The organism is Bradyrhizobium sp. 14AA (assembly GCF_054185205.1).
This window is the reverse complement of the sequence record NZ_JAVAYM010000025.1, coordinates 1-21,986: the sequence shown is the minus strand read 5'-3', so window position 1 is coordinate 21,986 and position 21,986 is coordinate 1. Positions and strand designations below refer to the sequence as shown.

Sequence of the window (21,986 nt, the reverse complement as noted above, 5' to 3'; positions counted from 1 at the left end):
GAACGGGAAATCATGCTAACGTGAGCCTCGTGTCCGAACCTTGGGCGAGGCAAGCATGTCCAGCACTGACAAGGTTTTCGCCGGCTCGATCCCGAAGCTCTACGATGAGTATCTCGTCCCGATGATCTTCTCGGTTTATGCCGAGGACATCGCAAGACGCGTCGCCGCTCTCGCTCCCTCGGTGCTGCTCGAGATCGCAGCCGGCACCGGCGCGGTGACGCGCGCCGTGGCGGCGGCGCTGCCGCGCGGCGTCCGTTATGTCGCGACCGACCTCAACGAGCCGATGCTCGCGGTCGCGGCGCAGCGTCAGGCGGACGACGAACGCATCACCTGGCGCCAGGCGGACGGATCGGCCCTGCCCTTCGGTGACGCCGAGTTCGACGTGGTCTGCTGCCAGTTCGGCGCCATGTTCTTTCCGGACCGCGTCAAGGCTTACGCGGAAGTGAAGCGCGTGCTGAAGCCGGGTGGCACGTTCGTGTTCAACGTCTGGGATCGCATCGAGGACAATTTGCTGACGCATGAAGCGACGGTCGCGCTCGAAAAGCTGTTTCCCGACGATCCGCCCCGTTTCATGGTCCGGACGCCGCACGGCTACCATGACAAGGCCGTCATCAGAACCGACCTCGAACGCGCGGGCTTTCGCGACATCAGAATCGAAACGCGATCCGAGATCAGCCGCGCGCCGTCGCCCGACCATGTCGCGATCGCGCTCTGCCAGGGCACGCCACTGCGCAGCGAGATCGAGGCAAGGGATGCCAGCAAGCTTCAGGCTGCGACCGATATCGTGACCGAGGCGCTGCGATTGCGCCATGGCTCTGGAGCCATCGAAGGCAAGATCCAGGCTATCGTAATCGAGGCGCGCCGGTAATTGCAGGCTTTGCAGCCCGCGTCCTACCAGAAGCTCCGCTGCATCGGCTGTGCCGGCTGATAATACTGATACTGGCCGCGGCGGCGCGGATTGACCGGTTGCGCGTACGGGTCGCGCTGCTGGAAGAAGAAGCCGAAATTGTTGCCGCCATTGTCCCAGCCGTCATCGCTGGCAACGTCCATCGGAGGCGCGGTCGGCTTGCGCGTGATGAAGCCGCCCTGCGGCTGGTTGCTCAGCACCGCGACGAACTCGGTGCGGTAATTGGTCTCGGCACTGAGCGGCTCGTCCGAGACGATGATCGACGAGCGCGGCAACGCGGTCGGCCCAATGCGATCCCACACGTCCTGGGGAATGGTGATGCGGTCCAGCGCGTTCCTGGCCTCGTCGCTGTTTTCGATCGTGACCACGCTCCAGCGCAGGCCGGTGTCGTTCTTCGCCATCGCCGTGAAGATATGCGTGCCGAGCGGCTGGTCGGGGTTGCGGATCGTGACGGGGACCTCGATGCTGGTGTCGAACACCTCGCCGCCGCCGTCCGGCGCCGGCTTGTGCGTATTCCGCCGCACATAGAGCTTCAGCGTCGCGCGGCTGATGTAGACCGAGACCGGCTCGAGCGCGAGCTTTGCGTCGGTCGCAGCCTTGACCGCGTCGGTCTTCCTGGTCGCTGCCGCCTTGGCAGCCTCCTTCGTCGCAGCGACGGCGTCGCGTTTCGGCTGTGCGGCGGTCCTGGCGGCATCGAGCTGCGTCGCTGCGTCGGCAGCCTTGGTGGCGGCCTTCTGCTTCAGCTCCTCGGCCTTGGCGCGGGCCTGATCGGTCTTTGCGGCCGCAAGCGTCTTGTCGGCGAAGGCAAGCTCGGCATCGGCGCGCGCTTTCTGCTGCTCCAGCTTGCGCAGCGATGCCGGAAGCGACGTCGCCTCTTTCGCGGCCACGGCCGCGGCCTTCTTGGTCTCGTCGGCAGCCCGGGTGGCTTCCTCGGCCTCGGCGGAGAGCTTGTCGATACGGCCCGGAGCCGCCGCGATGGCCTCCCGCTTCGGCACGAACAGGGACGGATGAACGATGTCGATCGGGGCCGCGTCGTTCGGCGAGATGATCACCCGCATCCCGATGTTGGTCTTGTCGAACAGGCCCTCCGCAAAGCCGAACGGCATCCGCACGCAGCCATGCGAGGCGGCATAGCCGGGCAGCGGACCGCCATGCAGCGCGATGCCGTTCCAGGTGATGCGCTGCATGTTCGGCATCCAGGCATCGTCATACATGGTCGAACGGTGATCCTTGTCCTTCTCGACGATGGCGAAGACGCCGGCCGGCGTCTCGCGTCCCGTGGTGCCGGTCGAGACCGGCGCGCGCAGGATCCAGCCCTCGGCGTCGTAGAAGGTGACCTGCTGGCTCTTGATCGACACGATCGCCATGATCGGCTCGCCGGCCTCGCGCGGCGCCACCGCCTCGGCCGGCTGGCGCGCCTGCTTCGCCGCCTCGGCGCTCGCCGTCAGCGCGGTCAGGGCAGCGACCGCCGCGAATGTGACTATTCCGGGAGGCCTCCGACGCCGCATCGACCTGGTGGGTTGCGCCGTCGTCAGTCGGTTTTTCATGCCATCCTCGGTCGAAATACCAGCCCGCTCATGCCGGGCTTGTATCAGATTGCGATCATTGGATTAAGAAATCACAGCCGCCTTACGTTCCGTCTGTGGCGAGATTCGGCACGTTCGGGCGACAAATCTCTCATATATGACGGCGCGTGCAGGCGGAAGGGTCGCCTGGACCCGAGGCTGGTCGTCTATCGCTGCGGCAGAATGTCCGCCTTAGCCGGTGGCCCCAGCCGGTCGACCCGCTAGACGCCCAGGGCCTTCCGGTTGAAATTTCGGAGGAAACGCAGCGACAGCGTCCGGACGTTTGCCACGTTGAGGAGCCAGGCCGTCGCCGCATAAGCGAGCCCCCCGGCGAGACTCACGACAGTGAGCGACACGAGACCGGTGCCGGCAGCTTGCGATCGCGCAACCAGAATCGCCGCCGCCATCGCCGCAGCGGAAGCCCCAATGCCGGCGAGGCGGTTGACGTCGAACGGCACCGGGTGGGCGCGATGCATCAGGACGACGGCAACGAGCAGGCCGATCGCCTCGGTCGCGAGCGTCGCCAGCGCCGCGCCGTAAAGGCCGTGGCCGGCAACCAGCGCGAACATCAGGACGACGCTGACGACCAGCGTGAGGAAGGATTGCGCCGCCAGCATGAACGGCCGCTCGGCAAGCTGGAAGCTGATCTGCACGTAGAATTGATTGGCGATGCCGAAGAGGCGGGCGAGCACCAGGGTCGGCAGCAACGCCGACACGCCGGCGCGGAAGTCGACGCCGACGAGCGTGCCGGCGACCTGGTCCGCCGCGAGCGCGAGCCAGACGGCGACGGGCGCGACGACGAAGAGCAGCAACTCGAGGCTTTCGGTCAGCCGCGCCTGCGTCGTCTCGTCGTTCTTCTCCGACAACGACCGGAACACCAGCGGCACAGTCGCCGCAGCGACGCTCGAGGCGATCATGACCATGAACTGTCGCGGCAGATCCGCAGCGACGCCAAAGATGCCGGCGGCGTCCTTGCCGAGCAAATAGGCGACGATGAGCCGGTCGCAGGCGGAATAGACCGCAACGGAAAGGCCGGCCAGCGTCAGCGGCAGGCCATAGCGCGCCAGCTGCATGAACTGGCCGCGCTGGAAGCGCGCGATCTTGGTGCGGTCGCCGACGAGGTTGAGAACGATCCCGACAAGCGAGCCCAGGCCGAACGCCGCGAGCAGGCCGATGCCGCCCCAGCCGAGCCAGATGCCGAGCAGGCCGAAGCCGACGCTGGACACGCTGCGCACGACTGCAATTGCCGCGAACCTGTAGGGTCGCAGCTTGGCGCGTTCGAACTCCTGACCGACATCGACCGCATTGGCCATGATCGCGACGAACATGCTGGCGAGCAGCAGCTCGACGCTGACATCGCTGCGGAACAGGAAGACCAGCGGGGTGGTGGCGCAGAGCACCGCGACCGTCAGCGCGAAGGCGACCATCGCCGTGCCGCGGAAATCCACCTCCGCCGACATCGCCTGATAACGCGACACCGACAGCTTGATCCAGGCAAAGAAGATCGCGCCCAGAATGCCGGCAAGGCTGATGCCGACGACGTAGACGCCGTACTCCGCCGGGCTCAGCAGCCGTGTGTAGGCGGTGACCGCGAGGAAGCCCACCGCCGCCGGCAGGATGTAGGCCACGAGATAAATGGAAAAATGTCGGTTCAGCATGCGAGCACGGGACCGGCGGCGACCTTGAGGATTAACGGGGCGTTAAAACAGTTGGACTTTGCTACGGCGACCGGACTGCGCCGCCAGCACCGGTGAGGATAGTCGCATAAGCCTGCAAATCGGACCGCGAATGAAGCGTGCAGGCGGTTATCGCGCGTTAGCGTTAAATTTGCCCTGTCCTTGAAGGGACCGACGGGATCACAGAAAAGAAGCAATGATATCAAGACGTCGCCCGACTCCCCCGATGCGTGGACGTGACTGACATGGACGTTGCCGAACGAACACGGGCGAACCCGACCTCCCGGCCGCACGGCGGCACCGATGCGCCGCTGGTTCCGGCGGATTCCAGCACGCAAGGCCACGAAAAGATGGTCCTCAACCTTTTCTTTGAAGAGCGGGACGACCGCTGGTTTCCCGGCGACCGCCACATCCGGCCGCTGCTGCGGCGCCTGATCATGGGCGAGTCCTTCATCAGCGGACAGCGGCGCGTCCTCCTCAATCTGTGCGCGGGCCTCGACCGACTCGGCATCCGCTACCGCGTCAACGACTATCGCTATATCCGCAAGCACCCCGAGGAACTCGCCTGCATCATCGGGCGGACGTTCGTGCTCGACTGGTTCAAATGGAAGAACCCGCTCCTGCTCGGCGTCGCCATGTATGACCACCCGATCGACGCTCCGGAGCGCCTGAACGAGCTGCAGGTGAAGCGCGTGCTGGTGCCGTGCAAATGGTACGCCGACATGTTCCGTCCCCATTGGCCCCATGTCGACGCCTGGCCCGTCGGCATCGACACCGATCTGTGGACGCCGACGCCGGCCAACCGCAAGAGCGTGGACGTGCTGCTCTATGACAAGGTTCGCTGGGATTACGAGCGCTACCAGCCGGAGCTGATCGAACCGATCCGCAGGCATCTCGAGGCCAGCGGCCGCACGGTCGAGGTGCTCCGCTACGGCCACTACAAGGAAGACGACTACAAGGCGGCGCTGGCGCGTTGCCGCAGCATGATCTTCCTGTGCGAGCATGAGAGCCAGGGCATCGCATGCCAGCAGGCGCTGTCGAGCGGCGTTCCCGTCTTTGCCTGGGATCGCGGCGGGCCGTGGCAGGATCCGAAATACTATCCGCACAAGGTGAGGTACGAAGGCGGCGTGTCCTCGGTGCCCTATTTCGACGCGCGTTGCGGCATGACCTTCACCGATGCGGCTGGCTTCATCTCCAGCTGGCGCGAGTTCTGGTTGCGAGCCAGCGCCGGCGACTTCTCCCCGCGCGGCTATGTGGTCGAGAACCTGACGCTCGAGAAGGGCGCGCTGCACTATTACGAGATCGCCGAAGCCGCGATGCGGCAGCACGCGTGACCAGGCTCGACAGACGCGAATTTCTCCTCGGCAGCGCTGCAACGCTTGCGACGGGCTTACCTGCGTCGGCGGCGCCGGCGTCGAAGCTCGCCCAGCGCCGCCCCGGCTTTGGTGCCGCGGCGACGCTCTGGGACCTGCAAGCCGATCCCAGGCTCGGCGAAGCCATCAGCACCTATTGCACGCAGGTCGTGCCGGTGCTCGAGCTGAAATGGCCGATGCTGCGGCCGGACGCGCATACGTTTGCCTTCGAGCGCGCCGACGCGATCCTGGATTTCGCGCGGGCGAACGATCTGACGATGCGCGGCCACGCGCTCGCCTGGTATCACGACATTCCCGACTGGACCAAACAGATCAAGGACGGCAAGGGCGTCGAGCGCGCGTATCTCGACCACATCAACACCGTCGTGTCCTATTACAAGGACAAGCTGACCTCGTGGGACGTCGTCAACGAGCCGATCCCGGACAATCCCCGCAGCCCAAAAGACCGGCGCGACACGTTCTGGACCCAGCACCTCGGCGACCGCTGGATTCCGCTCGCTTTTCGCACCGCCGCGGCGGCCGATCCCTATGTCAAGCTCGCGATCAACGAATACGACATCGAGTCCGCCAAGGACTCGTTCATTGCCAAGCGCGCGGCCTACCGCAACCTGATCATGGACCTGCTCGACCAGGGCGTTCCGCTGCACGCCGTGGGGCTGCAATCGCATCTGCATGCCGAGCTCGAGATCGACACGCATGGGCTCGCCGAATTCGTCACCGAACTGCGCTCCTGGGGCCTGGAGGTTCTCGTCACCGAGCTCGACGTCGACGATCAGAAGCTGACGGGCAATCCGGCGGAGCGCGACGCCATCGTCGCCAAGCGTGTCGATGACCTGCTGACTGCGATCTCGACCAGCGGGCCGGTGCGCTCGATCCTGACCTGGGGCATCTCGGACCGCTACAGCTGGATCAACGGCACCTTCGCCCGCAAGGACAAGCAGCCGAACCGTCCCTTGCCGCTCGACGGCGAGTTCAAGCCGAAGCCGTTCATGGACGTCATCAGCAAGTTCACGAAGGACGCCTGAAGGCGCGACCTAGCTGCGCGTCTTCACCTCGAACTCGGCCGCGTCGTCCATGTGGTCGGGCGCGAGGCTCGGACCGCGGCGGTCGCGCGAACTGAGGCGGAACACGTCGCGGATGTCGCCGACCGAGGTCGACGAATAGGACTGGATGCAAAGCGCGACCTGCTCGGGCGAGGCGGCACGCATCATCGCTTCGATGGCCGGGCGGTCGAGCGGCGTGTCGTCCCAATGCGAGACCGCGATACTGTCTTCGGTGACCCGATGGGTGGCCAGATGCGCGGGCGAACCCGCGACGAAGTGGCCGTACATCAGATATTCCGAGAACTTCTTCTTGCGGCACAGCGCCAGGACCCAGTTCAGACCGGTCGCCGACTTGATCGCATCGGTCATCGCGCGCGCGGTGTCCTTGTCCCAGACCAGCGCGTTGCCGACGTAATCGTCGGCGGGGAAGGCGCGATCCTTGATCCCCAGAAGCTGATCGACGGTGCGGAGCCACAGGCCATGCAGCGGGTGGTCGGCGCCGATCGCCTTGCGCGTGACGAACAGCGGCGTTTTCTCGCCGCCGGCATATTGGCCGACGTCGAATTCGCGGAAGAACAGATTGTCCGAATCCAGGATACAGACGCGCTGCTCGGGCGCGTTGAGCACGCCGGCGATCTTCAGGATCTGCTGGATGTGCCAGCCATGCACCGGCGAGGACAGCAGTGACAGCCAGACGCGCCGTTTGCTGATGAACTGGAGCGCCGGCGGCAGCGCGAAGAGCCATTTCGGCAAGTAACGCGAGGCCGGAACGATGACGCGCTTGTCGGAGGCGAAGCGCTCGAACAGCGGCACGTCCTCATCGTTAACGAGAACATAATGCCGCGTGTATCCCGAGAGCCAGGTGTCGATGCTCTCGCTAAGCAGCGAAAAGCGTTCGATATCCTTGGCATAGCTGGCAGTCAGCAGGGCAACGGAATACATGGGCGCGCGCTCGAATGGCCATTAGGCCGCACTCATAGCCGCGCCGGGAGACGCTGGAAACTCACAAACGGAATCAAGGTAAAATGAAACGAAGCGTTAGCCATCCGACGGCAACCCCTGCGCGATCCCGCGAAAGCGCAGCGGCGCGAGCGCTGAGGCCCGTTGCCACCAGTCGGCGACGCGGTCGTCGAGCGCGGTGGTGCCCCGGCCCTGGCCGGGGAAGATCCGGATCTGCTGCACCGCTTCGGCTTCAAACCCCCTGCCCTTGCGCGTGATCTTGAGGGCGGCGCCTTCGCGGTCCCGCTGCGTCAGCGGCACCAGGAGGCGACCGCGCGGGCGCAGCGACTGGAGCCAGAGCGGATGCGGATGCGAAAAGCCGGCATGCACGATGACCACGTCGGCGGGCTGTTCAATGCTTTCGCAGCCGTCACCGTGGACCACCTCGACATTATGGTAGGCACGAAGATAGGTCGCGGCGCGAGCCGCAAGCCGCCCGTCGCATTCGATCGCATGCACCCTGCCCTTTTGGCCGACGATCCTCGACAGCACCGCCGAGAAATAGCCGAGCCCGCAGCCGATCTGGACCACGCGGTCCTTCTCCCCGATATCGAGCAAATCGATGAAATGCGCCCACAGGCTCGGCAAGCCGGTGTCGAGCTTGCGGCGCGCGTCGATCGCAACCAGGACATTGTCGTAGAGATGAACGGGATCGGCATCCGGCGTCAGCCGGTAGCTGCGCGCCGCCTCGCTCTTGATGCGCCAGGGCCCCCTCGGCAGAAAGTTTTCGCGCGGGACGGCGGCGAGCGCCTCGAGCAGGCGCTTCGAGGAAATCCGCTCGCGCTTTGCGATTCCTTCCACGTAGCGCGCACGCGCGGCGGCGAGATCGCTCATGTCAGGGATCGGCCCGTTCGTGAACGGGCGCGTCCGCACCGAGCTCGTTGACGAGCTGCATCGCCTGCTTCAGGTCCGGCGTGTAAAAACCCTCGCTGAATTTGCCGACGATCGGCTCGAGCAGGAGACTTGCGTGCTCGCGATTGCCGGCTTGATGCGACAGGCGCGCGAGGCTGACGGCGGTGCGGAGCTCCCAGGACAGCGCGCCCTGCTTGCGCGCGGTCTCCAGCGACAGGGCGAACAGGTCCTCGGCCTCCTGCACCGACGCCGGGTCGCCGTCCGACAGGGTGATTTCGCCTTGCAGGCGGTAGACCTCAGCGAGATAGGAGTGATCGCCGGTCCGTCTCGCGGTCGCGAGCGCGCCGTCGAGCGCGCGCAAGGCGGCATCGCGCATTCCGACCTTGGCATAGGACTCCGCGAGCAGGCAGCGGAACCAGCAGCCGGCGAGCCAGGAATCCATCGCCTCGTATTCGTCGAGGCCGAAGCGCATCTGGCTGAGACCCTCGTCGGCTTCGCCGAGCTGGACCAGCGCCCAGCCACGCAGGATCGCCGCCTGCTGCTTCCAGTGCAGGAAATTATGCTCGGTGGCGATGATCATGGCGCGGTTGGCGTGATCGCGCGTGCCCTCGACGTCGCGCAAGTGCTGGCAGAGATAGGCGCCGAACACGAGCGCGAAGGCTAGCGTGAAGGGATGGCGGATCTTCTCGGCATTCGCGATCGCCTGCTCGCTGTGCTGGCGCGCCGCATCGGGCCGGCCGAGGAACCAGAGGAGGTAGCCGAGATAGGACAGCGAGACGACGCCGGGATCGGTGCCGTGCCGCTCCATCAAATCCGAGTGCAGGTCGGGGCTGTAGAGGTTGATGCAGCGATGCAGGTGGTGTTGGGAAGCCGCAAAACGCCCGCGATAGAGCATGGTCATCGCGATCGAACGGTGCGCCTCGATCAGATAGCCGGTCTGCTGCGCCGGCTGCGTCCGCTCGTTGAGCCGCTCGCGCTTGGCGAACTTCAGCAGCTCGACGCTGAGATCGTGCGCGCGGCTGAGATCGGCGCGGATGAAATGGCAGACCCAGAGGCCGCGCGTGGCGGCGAACGCCTTCTCGTCGTCGTCGAGCTGCTGTCCGAGCTCGAGCGCACGGATGTAGTTCTCCTCGACCTCCTGCACCGCGTAGCCCTTGGCGGCGATCAGCGCGTTTCCGAGCGCGATGCGCAGCTCGAGCTCCATCTCGTCCGCACCCTGCATGCGCGCATTGGCCTGCACGACGCCGAGGCCGCGGCGCAGATGGCCGATCGCCTCCAGATTGGCGCCGCTCTTGGCCGCCTGCTTGCCGGCCTTGAGCCAGAAGCTCGCGGCGCCCTCGCTCTGGCCGGACTCGGTCAGGTGATGGGCTAGCAGCTCCGGTTCGCGCTCGGTCTTCTCCGGATACATCTCGGCAAGCACCTGGGCAATCCGGGAATGCAGCTTGCGCCGTTCGCTGTGCAAGAGGCTCGCATGCGCGGCGTTCTGGATCATCACATGCTTGAAGGAATAGAGCGCGTCGGGCGGAAGGCCGCGGCGCACGATCAGCCCGGCCTGCTCCAGATGATTGAGCGCCGCCTCGATCTGCTCCGCCGGCGTGTTGGCAACCGCATGCAGCGTCTCGTAGGAGAATTCGCGGCCGATGGTGGCGCCGATCTGCGCGATCCGCTTGAACGGTCCCATCCGGTCCAGCCGCGCCATCAGCGAGTCCGTCAGCGTCGCCGGGATCGCGAGCTGCCGCCACGGGCCCGACAGCACGTAGCGCCCGTGTCGCTCGGTCAACAGGTTGGATTCGAGAACGGTCTTGGTGAGCTCTTCCAGGAACAGCGGCACGCCGTCGGTCTTGACGATGATCTCCTCGACCACCTCCTTGGGCAGCTCCCGCCCGGCGACCCGCTCGACCAGCGTGGTGCGCAGCTGCCGGCTCAGGCGATTCAGCACCAGGGTGGTGATGTGCGAATGCGCGTTCCAGCTCGGCTGGAATTCCGACCGCGCGGTGATGATGACCAGGATCGGTCGGTTCTGCACCCGGTCGACCAGGAGATCGATGACCTCACGGGAGGTCGGATCGATCCAGTGCAGATCCTCGAACGCGATCACCAGCGGCATCTCGCGCGCGAGGCCGAGGAAGTGATTGACCAGCGCCGCGACGGTCGCATCCTTCTGCTGCTGCGGCGACAGCTCGAGCGGCGGATAGCGGTCGCCGGTCGGGATGGACAACAGCGCGGCAAACAGCGGTGCGACCTGCTCGATGTCGCCATGCGCCGCGGCGATCGCGGTTTCCAGGCTCGCCAGCGACTGCGCGGAAGGATCTTCGCGGTCGAGGCCGAGGGAGAATTTGAGCTGCTCTGCGAAAGGATAGAACGCCGTGGACGTGTAGTAAGGCGAGCACTGGAGCGAGACCTGTCCGTGCCGGTCGCCCGAAATTCGCTCGAAGATTTCCTGGATGATGCGCGACTTGCCGATGCCGGGTTCGCCGAACTTGACCACGACCTGGCCGTCGCCGTCCTTGGTCTGCTGCCAGCGTCCCATCAGCAGCGCGATCTCCTCCTCACGGTTGACGAGCGGCGTCAGCCGCGTGCCCATGGCGGCGGCGAAGCGGGTCTCCACCCGCGAGGCGCGCACCACGTGCCAAGCTTGCGCTTTCTCGGAGATGCCCTTCAAGACGTGGGTGCCGAGATTGCGGTAGTCGAATTTCCCCTTCAGCAGCGACTGGGTCGAGGCGGAAATCACCACGCCGTTTGGCGGCGCCAGGCCCTGCAGGCGCGCGGCGAGATTGACGGTCTCTCCGACCGCGGAGTCGCGCTCTTCGGTGCCCTGTCCGACGAGGTCGCCGACCACGACGAGACCGGTCGCAATCCCGATGCGGACGGCGGGTGAGTGGCTGAGCGCGCCACGCGGCTCGACGGCGCGGGCAGTCGACAGCACCCGCACGATCTCGAGCCCGGCGCGCACCGCGCGCTCGGCATCGTCCTCATGTGCGGTCGGATAGCCGAAATAGACCAAGATACCGTCGCCGACGAAACGGGCGGCGAAGCCTTCGTAATGCTTGACCACGCGGACGCAGGTTTCGCGGAAGCTGGCGATCATGTCGCGCACGTCTTCCGGATCGAACTGCACCGAGAGCGAGGTGGAATCCACCATGTCACAGAACATGGTGGTGAGCTGACGGCGCTCGGCACCGACCTCCGTCCGAGCCTGCGAAGGCATCGCCGCGGCCGGCGCCTGCGCCGTTTCTGCCTGAAACAATGCCGCCATCGCCCGCCGGAGGCGCTTGCGATCGCCCAGCGGCAATCCGAGCTCGACCAGATCGGATTCGGTCAGGTCCGCCATGACGTCGAGATCGAGACGGTGCTGCGCGAAGAGATCGGCGTATTGGCCAAGACCGATGCCCTCGAGCCAGCGCTTCAGCCCGCCCTCCGTTTCCGTGCCCGGCTCGTTCTCCAGCATGGTGATTCTGCCCGACTATCACTCCGTCGAAGGGCTTCAGGGCCCCTCAACCACAGATTTTGGGGCCCAAACTTCACCTCGGACTGGACGCGTTCCCTTACTTCTTGGAAGAATAGCTCAACCGGATCAAAAGGGAACGGAATTGTCGGACGTCACACGCGCAACGCTGGAGGGATCAGCCGGCACGACGGCCGAACCGACGATATTCGCGCATATCGGCGGCCTTCTCGATTTCTACGCCCGCAAGACGCCGGCGGCACCCGCCCTCCTCGCCCCTGGCCGGCCGGTCCTCACCTACGGCGCGCTCGGCGAGCGGACACAGGATCTCGTCCGAACCCTGCGCGGGCTCGGCATTGCGCCTGTTGACCGCATCGCCGTTGCGCTGCCGCGCGGGGCCGACAGCGCGCTGGCGCTGATCGCGGTCGCCTCGAGCGGCGCCTGCATCCCCGTCAATCCCGATCTGACGGCGGACGAGCTGCAACGCTATTTCAGCGAATTGAAGCTGACGGCGCTCGTCACCCGGGCCGACATGAACTCCGCAAGCCGCGACGTCGCCAAAGCCCTCGACATCGCGGTGATCGATTTCGTGCCGGGACCGCAAAATGATCTTGGCGGCTGCGCGTTCGTCGGCCCGACGATCGGACCGGCGAGCGCCAGCGGCGTCTCGCGCGGGGACGACGATGCGTTCATCCTGCTGACGTCGGGCACGGCGGCGCGGCCGAAAATGGTGCCGCTGACGCATCGCAATGTCTGTCTGTCCGCCGCCAATGCCGGCCGCGTGCTGTCGCTCTCCTCCCATGACCGCCTGCTCAACGTCCTGCCGCTGTTTCACGCCCACGGCTTGATCTCCGGCCTGCTGACGGCGCTGGCCGCGGGCTCCAGCGTGATCTGCACCGACGGTTTCGACGCATCGTCCTTCTTCGGCTGGATGCGGGAGCTGCAACCGACCTGGTACACGGCGGTGCCGACGATTCATCGCGCGCTGCTGACGGCGGCCGAAGCCGACCCGGACCGCGCCCGGTCGTCGTCGCTGCGCGTGATCCGCTCGGCCTCGTCCTCGCTCGCGCCAGCGATCCTGAACGGGCTGGAGACGATGTTCGGCGTGCCCGTGCTCGAGACCTACGGCATGACGGAGGCGGCCTCGCAGATCGCGGCCAATCCTTTCGGGCTGCGCAAGGCCGGATCGGTTGGCCGTGCCGCGGGCCCCGAGATCGCAATCATGGACGAGACAGGCCGGATGCTGGCGAGCGGCGCACACGGCGAGATCATGCTGCGCGGACCGAACATGAGCCGCGGCTACTACAATGACGAGGCGGCGACGCGGGCCGCATTCCGCAACGGCTGGTTCCGAACCGGCGATCTCGGCTATCTCGATGCCGACGGCTATCTCTTCATCGTCGGCCGCATCAAGGACGTCATCAACCGCGGCGGCCAGAAGATCTCGCCGCTGGAAGTGGAAGAGGTCCTGCTCAGCCATCCGGCGGTGCTGGAGGCCGGCGTGTTCGCCGTGCCGCACGAGAAGCTCGGAGAGAACGTCGCCGCCGTCGTGGTGCTGCGGCCGAACTCGGAGGCGACCTCCGACCAGTTGCGCCAGTTCGCGCGAAAGCGGCTCGCAGCTTACAAGATACCAAGCCTGATCCGCAGCGTCGCGGCGCTGCCGAAGGGCGCCAGCGGCAAGGTCAAGCGCAATGCGCTGGCCGAGCTGATCGCGACGCGCGCAGACGGCGATGACGAGGCCCCGCTGCCGCGCAATGCGCTGGAGACCCAGCTCGCCGCGATCTGGGCCAATCTGCTGGAACTGCCGCAAATCGGCGTCGATCAGGATGTCTTCGCGCTCGGCGCGGACTCGCTCGCGGTGACACAGATGCGCTCGCGCCTGCGCGAACGCTTCAACGTCGACTTCTCCTTCGAGGACATTTTTGATTGCGCCACCGTCGCCGCGCTTGCGGCCCGGCTGAAAATCGCCGCAACTCATCGCGAAACGCTGCTGCCGACCTGGCGCCAGGCCACGGGAGCCGACACGCCATTGTCGTTCCAGCAGCAACGGATGTACGTGCTCTCGCGTCTGGATCCGACCCGCTACAACTATAATGTCGTCGAAGTCGCGCTGCTCAAGGGCCAGCTCGACGTCTCCGCACTTCAGGCGAGCCTTGCCGCGATCTGCGCGCGCCACGAGGCGCTGCGCTCGGTCTTCATCGAACGCCAGGGCGAGCCGGCGCAGCGCGTGCTGCCATCGCCGCCGCGGTTCGAGCGGATCAAGCTCAAGGCCTGTCCCGCGGACAAGCGGCCCGCGGTCATCCGGCGCGAGGCGCTCGAGCTCGCGCAATATCCGTTCGACCTCGCCCGCGAGGCGCCGCTGAAGGTCACGCTGCTGTCGTTCGACAAATCCAGCCACGCGCTTGTGGTCAACGTCCATCACCTCGTCACCGACGGCTGGTCGCAGCGGCTGTTCTGGGAGGAGCTCGCCGCCCATTATGCCGCCGCCCGCAAGACGAGCGCAGCGACGCTGCCCTCGCCCGCCTTCCAATATCGCGACTTCGCGCTCTGGCAGCAGAGCTGGGCGCAGACGCCGGCGGCGAAGGAACAGCTCGACTACTGGCGAACTCAGCTCGACGGCGTCACCACGCTGCCGCTGCGAACCGATCGGCCAAGGCCGGAGGTCTGGAGTGGTCACGGCGCCCGTCACTATTTCGAGTTCTCCAGGGCTCTCTCGGGCGATGTCCGCGCACTGAGCCAGGACCAGGGCGCCACACCCTTCATGACGCTGCTCGCAGTGTTCCAGTGCCTGCTGTTCCGCCACACCTCGCATGAGGACGTCGCGACCGGATCGCTGATCGCCAACCGCAACCAGATCGAGAGCGAGCGCCTGATCGGTCTGTTCGCCAACACGCTGATCCTGCGCAACGATTTTGGCGGCGACCCGAGCTTCGGCGAGATGTTGCGGCGGGTGCGGCAGGTCACGCTGGATGCCTATCGCAACCAGGACCTCCCGATCGAGGACGTGCTGCGCACATTGCAGATCGCGCGCCGGAACGACGGCAATCCGCTGTTCCGGATCATGTTCATCCTCCAGAACGCGTCGATCGAGGCGGCACGTTTCCCGGGCCTTTCGACGCGACGGCTGGAAGTCGATCCGAAAGTGGCACGCTTCGACATCACGCTCGAACTGGTCGAGGCCGATGGCCGGTTCACCGGCTTCTTCGAATACGCCACCGATCTGTTCGACGCGGCGACGATCGAAGGCATGGCTGCCCAGTTCAAGACCCTGCTCAAGGCCGTCATCGCCAATCCCGAACAGCGCATCTCGCGTCTGCCGCTCCTGACCGAGGCTGAACGCCGGCAGGTGCTGGCGACAGGCCAAGGCGTTTCAGCCAATTTCACCGCGCGCGGCAATTTGAGCGAACGCTTCGACCGCCAGAGCAAGAAGACGCCGAACGCGATCGCGGTGTCGGACGGGCGCGCATCGCTGAGCTATCGGGAACTGGCCCGCCGCAGCCAGGCAGTCGCGCGCTGGCTGACCCGCGAAGGCGTCGGCGCCGAGAGCGTGGTCGCCTTGCTCGTGGACCGCGGGCCCGACCTGCTCGCTGCGATGATGGCGGTGCAGCGCGTCGGCGCGGCCTTCCTGAACCTCGATCCTGACCAGCCGCCGGCGCGGCTCACGACCATCCTCGGATCGAGCTGCGCCCGCGTGCTGCTGACCGGGCGCGCGCAGTCCGGCATGGTCGGGGCGCTGATCGAGCCGCTGGTCGAGCGCATCCAGGTGGCCGAGCTCGAAGACGCAATCGCATCCGGATCGACCAAGCCGGCCCGTGCCGCACGGCGCACGGCCTCGAGCCTCGCCTATCTCATCTATACGTCCGGCTCCTCCGGTGCGCCGAAGGGCGTCATGATCGAGCAGCGCGGCCTGTCGAACCATCTGGCCTCGCTCGTCTCCGAGCTCCGTCTCTCCGCCAGGGATGTGATCGCGCAGACCGCGCCGCAGAGCTTTGTCATCTCGGTCTGGCAATTCCTCGCTGGGCCCATGGTCGGCGCGCGCGTCCATGTCTGCGGCAACGCGATCGTGCAGGATCCGATGCTGCTCGCGCGGGAGATCGAGCGCGAGGGCGTCACGGTGCTCGAAATCGTGCCCTCGCTGTTGCGGGTCATCCTCGATCGGATCGACGAAGCCCCGATGCGGCGCGCCTTCTCCAGACTGCGGCTGCTGATCTCGACGGGCGAGCCGTTGTCCGTCGACCTCTGCCGCACCTGGTTCGCCCGCTGTCCGAAAGTGCCGCTGATCAATGCCTATGGCGCGTCGGAATGTTCCGACGACGTCTCCCTGCACCGCCTGACCAAGGCGCCGGCGGCGGCGACCAGCAACGTTCCGGTCGGCGCGCCGCTGCCGAACACCCAGCTCCACGTGCTCGACGCAAACCTGGAGCCGCAGCCGGTCGGCGTGACCGGCGAGCTCTGCATCGGCGGCGCCGGCGTCGGCCGCGGCTATGTCAACGATCCCGCGCAGAGCCGGCAGCGCTTCCTGCCGGATCCGTTCTCGCGCCAGGCCGGCAGCCGGCTTTACCGCACCGGCGACCTTGCCCGCCGCCGCGCCGACGGGACGATCGAATGCCTCGGCCGCGCCGATCATCAGGTCAAGGTCCGCGGTTACCGCATCGAGCTCAAGGAGATCGAGAACGCCCTCGCCGACCATCCGGGTGTGCGCGCTGGCATCGTCGAGGCGCGCCGCGAGGCGGGCGGCGACGTCAGGCTGATCGCCCATATCGTCGCAAATTCCGGCAGCCGGATCAGCGCCAGCGAGCTGCGCGACTTCCTGAAGAGCCGGCTGTCGGATCACGCCATCCCGTCCGCGTTCCTGTTCCTGGATCAAGTGCCGCTCAACACCCATGGCAAGATCGACCGGTCCGCGTTGCTGGCGCCGCCGCCGCAGGACGCGTCCGGACCGGATGCGGCCGTGCCGGCGCGACGCTTCACCGAAAAAGTGCTCTCAGATATCTGGATCGACCTGCTGAAGGTCGAAAGCCTCGGTGTGACCGACAATTTCTTCGATCTCGGCGGCCATTCGCTGCTGGCCGGCCAGGCGATGGCGCGCGTCGCCCGCGCGCTCGGCGTGTCGCTGCCGATCAAGACCATCTTCGAGGCGCCGACGATCGAGGAGCTTGCCCGGCGGGTCGACGAGGCCGTGGCGGCGAAGCCGCGCAAGCCTGCCGCAAGCGTGCCGCGCCTGGCCGAAAGCGGCCCTCCGACGCTCTCGATCGCGCAGGACCAGATGCTGCGGATCGAGCAGAACCTGCCGGATTTGCCGCTGTTCAACCTGCCCTTCGCCTTCCGCCTCCAGGGTCCGCTCGATCCGGCCGCCCTGGCGCAGGCGTTCAACGACATCGCGCGCCGGCACGAATCATTGCGGACCGCCTTCGGCTGGAACGGAGAGGAGCCCGTCAGCCGCATCGCCGCGCCCCGCACCCTCGGCCGCATCCTGGCCATCGAGACGATCGGCGACGGTCAGCCCCACAACAACAGGCGGCGCAAGGCCCTGGAGCACAGAAAGATCGATCTCCTGATCGAACAGGAGGCCCATACTCCCATCGACACGACGCGCGCGCCGCTGTTGCGCGCCCGGCTGTGGCGGCTCCACGACGAGGATCATGTGCTGCTGCTGACGCTGCATCACGTCATCGCCGACGGCTGGTCGATCGGTGTGCTGTTCGAGGAATTGTCGAGCCGCTATGCGGCGCTGGCCGGATATCCGTCAGTGCCGCTGCCGAAACTGCCGCCGGCCTTTTCGGACGTCGCGCGCTGGCAGCGCTGGTGGTGCGGCACTGACGCCGCCCGCCGCCAGGCCGCCGACTGGACGGAGAATTTGCGCGGTGCGGCCCCTCTCTTCGACGGCGAATCGAGCCCGGGCGCGTCCACCGGGCATCATCCGGTGAGCCTGGATCGTGGGCTGATCAGCCGGCTGACGGCGTTCGCCGGCCAGCACAATTGTACGCTGTTCATGTGCCTCCTCACCGGCCTGAAGGCCCTGCTGCTGTCGCGGACCGGCCGTACCGACATCTCGATCGCCACCGCCATGGCCAATCGCGCCCAGCCCGACGCCGAGCGAATCATCGGCCCGTTCGAGAACACGGTGATCGTACGGACGAGAATCACGCCGGAACTGTCGTTCACACAAGCCCTGGCGCGGGTCCGCCAGAGCGTGCTGGATGCGCATGCGCGGCAGGAGCTGCCGTTCAACATCCTGGCCGACCATCTGGAGCGCGAGGGGGGCAATCCGGCCTCGCTGCTCCAAGTCTATTTCACCCTGCAAAATCCGCTGCGCCAGCCGCTCGACCTGCCTGATCTCTCGACCGGGTCGATCGGCAACATCGCGCGCGAAGGCCAGCCGGTGCTGCCGATCGACCAGACCTGGCTATCGCTCATGCTCAAGGAACGCCCGACCGGAATCACCGGCTCATGCAATTTCAAGGGCGAACAGCTCGACGGCCGCATGGTCGGCGAGTGGATGGAGGATCTCGTCGCGCTGCTGACGGCTGCCGTCGCCCAACCCAACACGCCGCTCGGCCGATTGCTCGACCGCAGGGCGGCATGACCGCCATACAGCACGGGCGAATACGGGTTCACTCGTCTGAGCTGTGAATGACCAAGTTGCATCTTGATTATTTGGCTCCACCGCGCAAGATTATTCTCGTGTTTTGATTTGGACGATTATTTTCAACCGGGGGAGTGTTATGGGTTTCATCAAATTTACCAAGGGTACCTCGCTGAGCGACAAGGACCGCAAGGCCCTTCAGAAGCTGCTGGGCGCCGAGAAGAAGAAGCTCCAGGCCGCGCTGAAGGACGTCGACGCCAGCCTTTCGGTGCTGGGCGGGTCGAAGAAAGCCAAGAAGAAGAAGTAAGGTTCGTCGGCCGGGACGCCACACGAATCTTCGAACTTCAGTTTTCGGATTTGGGCCGCTCGCCTGTCGAGTTGGGGTCTCGCACAAGCTTGCGCCTGTAAACCGGCCTGCAAATCGACAAGAATTCGCCCGGGTGGACCGTTAGAAGCGGTCCGCTTAGTTGATTCTTGCTCAGTTGATTCTTCCGTCGGGACCGGGGATCCAGCCTCCGCCCGATGCCAAAGGCCCAATTGATGGCAGACGACAGAATTGAACTCTTCGTCGGACTGATCGAGACCATTGACGCGCCGGACGCGGTCGATGCGTGTCGACGTCTGCTCTCGGCCGACGAACGGATTCGGGCCGATCGCTTCATGTTCGAGCGGCACCGACGGCAGTATATTTTCGCGCATGCCATGCTGCGCCTGGCACTGTCGCAGGTCGCTTCCAACGTGGCGCCCACCGACTGGTCGTTCGCGCCCGGCCGCTACGGGCGGCCGTTTGTCGCATCGCCCAAGACCTCGACCGCACTGCATTTCAGCCTGTCCCACGCCGATGGCTGCGTCGCCTGCGTCGTATCCAGACACGAGGCGGTCGGCGTCGACGTCGAAACCGTGTCGCGGCGGGTGGCACCGTTGTCGACCGCGCTTCGCTTCTTTGCGCCAGAGGAGGTCGAAACGCTGCGCGGACTGCCTGAACCCGCCGCGATCGAGCGCTTCTTCGACTATTGGACGCTCAAGGAGGCCTATCTGAAGGCCAGGGGTTTCGGCCTCAATTTGCCGCTCGACGCCTTCGCGATGCAGGTGTCGCGCGAGGCCATCGAGATCAGCTTCAAGCCCGACATCGCCGACGATCCGGATGGCTGGCGTTTCTCGCTGTGCTCGCCATCCCCCTCGCATCGCCTCGCGATTGCCGACGGCTCGCGGGCGGACGGCGGCCTTCCCATCACCCGCAATGCCTGGCCGCTTCAGGAAGCGGCTGAATGATGCCGGCGCGGCTGCGCGTCTTTCCCGCGATCTCGCGCAACCGCGACCCCAAGAAATATGTCGGCGAGCTGATGCGGGTGGCGCAGTTCGCCGACCGCAACGGCTTCGAAGGCATATTGCTGTTCGAAGGCAACGACGTCTTCGTCGAGCCCTGGGCGATGGCCCAGCACATCCTGGCCGCGACGACGCGAAGCTCGCCGCTGATCGCCGTCAATCCGGTCTACATGCATCCGTTCACGGCCGCGAAGTTCGTCTCGTCGCTCGCGCAGCTCCACGGCCGCAAGGTCTATCTCAACATGATCACGGGGACCGCGGTCAGCGACCTGCAGGGCCTCGGCGACGAGCAGTCGCATGCCGACCGCTACGTCCGGCTCGGCGAATTCGTCATGCTGATGCGCCAGTTGCTGGCAAGCCCGCGGCCGGTGAATTTCGAGGGCCGGTTCTATCGCGCCAGCAATTTGCAACTGCGCCCGCGCCTGCCCGCGGAGCTGATGCCGGAATTTCTGGTCGCCGGCCAGTCCGAGGCGGCGCAGCGCGTGGCGAAGGAGACCGGCTGCATCAAGATGCAGATGCTGCCGCCCGATCTCGATCGCGGCCTCGAAGCACCAGGCATGAACTTTGGAATTTTCGCGCGCGAGAGCCGCGACGAGGCCCGGCAGGCAGCGAAGCTGCGTTTCCGCGACAACCCCGATGACCGCGAATTGCTCGCGCTCACCGTGGAGAACAGCGACTCCGTTTGGAAGCGGCGCCTCTATGAAGGCCAGAGCGGCGAGCTCGCGGACAACGGCTACTGGCTGCTGCCGTACCTCACCTTCCAGGCCGACTGCCCCTATCTCGTCGGCAGCTACGAGGAGATCGGGGCCAGGCTGAAGGACTTTGCGGCGAAAGGACTGACCACGATCATGCTCGACATGGTGGCGGATGACGCCGAGATGAAGCACGTCTGCAAGGCGCTCGCGGCAAGCGGGATGTTCTAGGAGCGCAAGCATCTACTTGCATCGCCATCGCGGAGCGTTCGCCTCACGATTCCGTCGCGCAACGGCGCAAAGGATTTTCTCGAAACAAAGCGACGGACAGGGGTTTCGTTTCGCAGCCGGTCGCCGCACATATCAAGCTTTGCTAAGTGATTTGGAACGATCGCAAAGAGATGGACATCGCGCCTCCGCCGCTCTTACCTGTTCGCAAGACACCCGGAGAGCTGACGAATTGCGATGACCACACTCAAGGAAGCTGCCGCGACCCAGCCCGCCGCTTTCGCCGGCAGCCCTCATGCGGGAGTTCAGTTCGATTGGACCGATCGCACCAAGACGCCGCGGGTCCGCAACGCGCGCACGAAGGCCGCAAGCTCGGCGCTGTTCATGAGCGAGACGATCGACGGGCTCAACGCCGGCGCGCATTTTCTCGATCGCTTGTCCGCGGCGGAGCGAGCGCGCGTGCACGCGGCCGGCCGCACGATCACGGTGCCGCAGGGCGAGATGGTGTTCAGCCAGGGCGACGGCCACGACGGCATCTTCATCATCCGTCGCGGGCAGGTGCGGGTCTTTTACACGGCGCCATCGGGGCGCGAGATCACGCTCGCTTATTGGACGCCGGGACATTTCATCGGCGGCCCCGAGATCTCCGGCGGCGGCATTCACATGTGGTCGGGCATCGCCATCGAGGCCTGCGAGATCGCGGCGCTGTCCGGCCCGGCGCTGGAGAAGCTCCTGACCGGCATGCCCAGCTTCGCGCTGGCGCTGATCGACGGCCTCATTGCCAAGGGCAAATGCTATTCCTCGATGGCGCAGATCCTCGGCACGCGCTCGGTGATCGAACGGCTGGCGCAGTTCCTGCTCACTTTGTCGGAGCTGCACGGCACGGTTGACGGCGACACCATCATCATCAACCGCAAGATTACTCATGACCAGATCGCGGCCATGGTCGGCTCGACCCGGCAATGGGTCACGATGATGCTGAAGCGCTTCCAGAACCGCCGCATCATCGCCATCGACGGCAGCACCATCCGGATCAGGCGGATCGAGCTGCTGGAGCAGATCCTGTTTAAGGATTGATCGCCTGGCAGCGAGCCGGTGGAGTTAGGTCATGGCCGGGCTTGTCCCGGCCATCCACGCATTACCGCGCGGAGCAAAGAACGTGGATGCCCGGGACAAGCCCACGGGTGTCCGGTTTAGGTTTGAGCCAGACTTAGGCACATCTGGGGCTGATCTTGGCTGATCGTGGGTGGTTGGAGCAAGCTGTCGATACGGCGGCGCTGCATGAGGTTGGCGC

The 21,986-nt window shown here is 65.8% G+C and carries 13 protein-coding genes; 8 read left to right on the top strand and 5 right to left on the bottom strand.

Annotated elements, in window-relative coordinates; translation table 11 throughout:
• Positions 1-55 precede the first annotated feature (55 nt).
• Complete coding sequence (locus RAD15_RS34070; RefSeq protein WP_458182992.1) at positions 56-868, top strand: class I SAM-dependent methyltransferase; 813 nt, start codon at positions 56-58, stop codon at positions 866-868.
• Between the two features lie 23 nt (positions 869-891).
• Here RAD15_RS34070 and RAD15_RS34065 read toward each other — a convergent pair whose 3' ends face one another.
• The gene (locus tag RAD15_RS34065; RefSeq protein ID WP_458182990.1) at positions 892-2,454 is read right to left on the bottom strand and encodes a L,D-transpeptidase family protein; all 1,563 of its coding nucleotides are present in this window, start codon (positions 2,452-2,454) and stop codon (positions 892-894) included.
• A 239-nt stretch (positions 2,455-2,693) separates the two neighbouring features.
• Positions 2,694-4,130 (bottom strand): lipopolysaccharide biosynthesis protein, encoded by a 1,437-nt coding sequence (locus tag RAD15_RS34060; protein WP_458182988.1) that lies wholly within the window; start codon positions 4,128-4,130, stop codon positions 2,694-2,696.
• A 263-nt stretch (positions 4,131-4,393) separates the two neighbouring features.
• On the opposite strand from RAD15_RS34060, the gene RAD15_RS34055 reads away from it, so the two are divergent.
• Together RAD15_RS34055 and RAD15_RS34050 are read left to right on the top strand one after the other, a co-directional pair.
• Positions 4,394-5,482, top strand: a complete 1,089-nt coding sequence (locus RAD15_RS34055; protein WP_458183176.1) for a glycosyltransferase — start codon at positions 4,394-4,396, stop codon at positions 5,480-5,482.
• Positions 5,479-6,546 carry an endo-1,4-beta-xylanase gene (locus RAD15_RS34050; RefSeq protein WP_458182986.1) on the top strand — a complete coding sequence of 356 codons (1,068 nt, stop codon included), beginning with the start codon at positions 5,479-5,481 and terminating at the stop codon, positions 6,544-6,546. The genes RAD15_RS34055 and RAD15_RS34050 overlap by 4 nt, the downstream gene beginning before the upstream one ends.
• 9 nt (positions 6,547-6,555) lie before the next feature.
• Here the strand turns inward: RAD15_RS34050 and RAD15_RS34045 are convergent, their stop codons facing one another.
• The 3 genes from RAD15_RS34045 to RAD15_RS34035 form a co-directional block, all read right to left on the bottom strand.
• Entirely contained in the window at positions 6,556-7,506 is a 951-nt protein-coding gene (locus RAD15_RS34045; protein ID WP_458182984.1) for a DUF6492 family protein, read from the bottom strand.
• Positions 7,507-7,602: 96 nt separating this feature from the next.
• Entirely contained in the window at positions 7,603-8,397 is a 795-nt protein-coding gene (locus tag RAD15_RS34040) for a protein-L-isoaspartate O-methyltransferase family protein (protein WP_458182982.1), read from the bottom strand.
• Position 8,398: 1 nt separating this feature from the next.
• Positions 8,399-11,863, bottom strand: a complete 3,465-nt coding sequence (locus RAD15_RS34035) for an ATP-binding protein (protein ID WP_458182981.1) — start codon at positions 11,861-11,863, stop codon at positions 8,399-8,401.
• A gap of 142 nt (positions 11,864-12,005) precedes the next feature.
• Here RAD15_RS34035 and RAD15_RS34030 point away from each other — a divergent pair, with 142 nt between their 5' ends.
• The 5 genes from RAD15_RS34030 (at position 12,006) to RAD15_RS34010 (ending at position 21,769) form a co-directional block, all read left to right on the top strand.
• Entirely contained in the window at positions 12,006-18,446 is a 6,441-nt protein-coding gene (locus RAD15_RS34030) for an amino acid adenylation domain-containing protein (protein ID WP_458182979.1), read from the top strand.
• Between the two features lie 139 nt (positions 18,447-18,585).
• On the top strand, positions 18,586-18,753 hold the full coding sequence (locus RAD15_RS34025) for a hypothetical protein (protein WP_458182977.1): 168 nt from the start codon (positions 18,586-18,588) through the stop codon (positions 18,751-18,753).
• A 233-nt stretch (positions 18,754-18,986) separates the two neighbouring features.
• The gene (locus RAD15_RS34020; protein ID WP_458182975.1) at positions 18,987-19,718 is read left to right on the top strand and encodes a 4'-phosphopantetheinyl transferase family protein; all 732 of its coding nucleotides are present in this window, start codon (positions 18,987-18,989) and stop codon (positions 19,716-19,718) included.
• Entirely contained in the window at positions 19,715-20,695 is a 981-nt protein-coding gene (locus RAD15_RS34015; RefSeq protein ID WP_458182973.1) for an LLM class flavin-dependent oxidoreductase, read from the top strand. The genes RAD15_RS34020 and RAD15_RS34015 overlap by 4 nt, the downstream gene beginning before the upstream one ends.
• Before the next feature lie 234 nt (positions 20,696-20,929).
• Positions 20,930-21,769, top strand: coding sequence for a Crp/Fnr family transcriptional regulator (locus RAD15_RS34010; protein WP_458182971.1), 840 nt, complete (start codon positions 20,930-20,932; stop codon positions 21,767-21,769).
• Positions 21,770-21,986 lie beyond the last annotated feature (217 nt).

Bases quoted from the DNA above. Each gene is read 5' to 3' on its own strand.
- RAD15_RS34070 (WP_458182992.1), top strand. From the start codon at position 56: ATGTCCAGCACTGACAAGGTTTTCGCCGGCTCGATCCCGAAGCTCTAC.
- RAD15_RS34065 (WP_458182990.1), bottom strand. From the start codon at position 2,454: ATGAAAAACCGACTGACGACGGCGCAACCCACCAGGTCGATGCGGCGT.
- RAD15_RS34060 (WP_458182988.1), bottom strand. From the start codon at position 4,130: ATGCTGAACCGACATTTTTCCATTTATCTCGTGGCCTACATCCTGCCG.
- RAD15_RS34055 (WP_458183176.1), top strand. From the start codon at position 4,394: ATGGACGTTGCCGAACGAACACGGGCGAACCCGACCTCCCGGCCGCAC.
- RAD15_RS34045 (WP_458182984.1), bottom strand. From the start codon at position 7,506: ATGTATTCCGTTGCCCTGCTGACTGCCAGCTATGCCAAGGATATCGAA.
- RAD15_RS34040 (WP_458182982.1), bottom strand. From the start codon at position 8,397: ATGAGCGATCTCGCCGCCGCGCGTGCGCGCTACGTGGAAGGAATCGCA.
- RAD15_RS34035 (WP_458182981.1), bottom strand. From the start codon at position 11,863: ATGCTGGAGAACGAGCCGGGCACGGAAACGGAGGGCGGGCTGAAGCGC.
- RAD15_RS34025 (WP_458182977.1), top strand. From the start codon at position 18,586: ATGGGTTTCATCAAATTTACCAAGGGTACCTCGCTGAGCGACAAGGAC.
- RAD15_RS34020 (WP_458182975.1), top strand. From the start codon at position 18,987: ATGGCAGACGACAGAATTGAACTCTTCGTCGGACTGATCGAGACCATT.
- RAD15_RS34015 (WP_458182973.1), top strand. From the start codon at position 19,715: ATGATGCCGGCGCGGCTGCGCGTCTTTCCCGCGATCTCGCGCAACCGC.
- RAD15_RS34010 (WP_458182971.1), top strand. From the start codon at position 20,930: ATGACCACACTCAAGGAAGCTGCCGCGACCCAGCCCGCCGCTTTCGCC.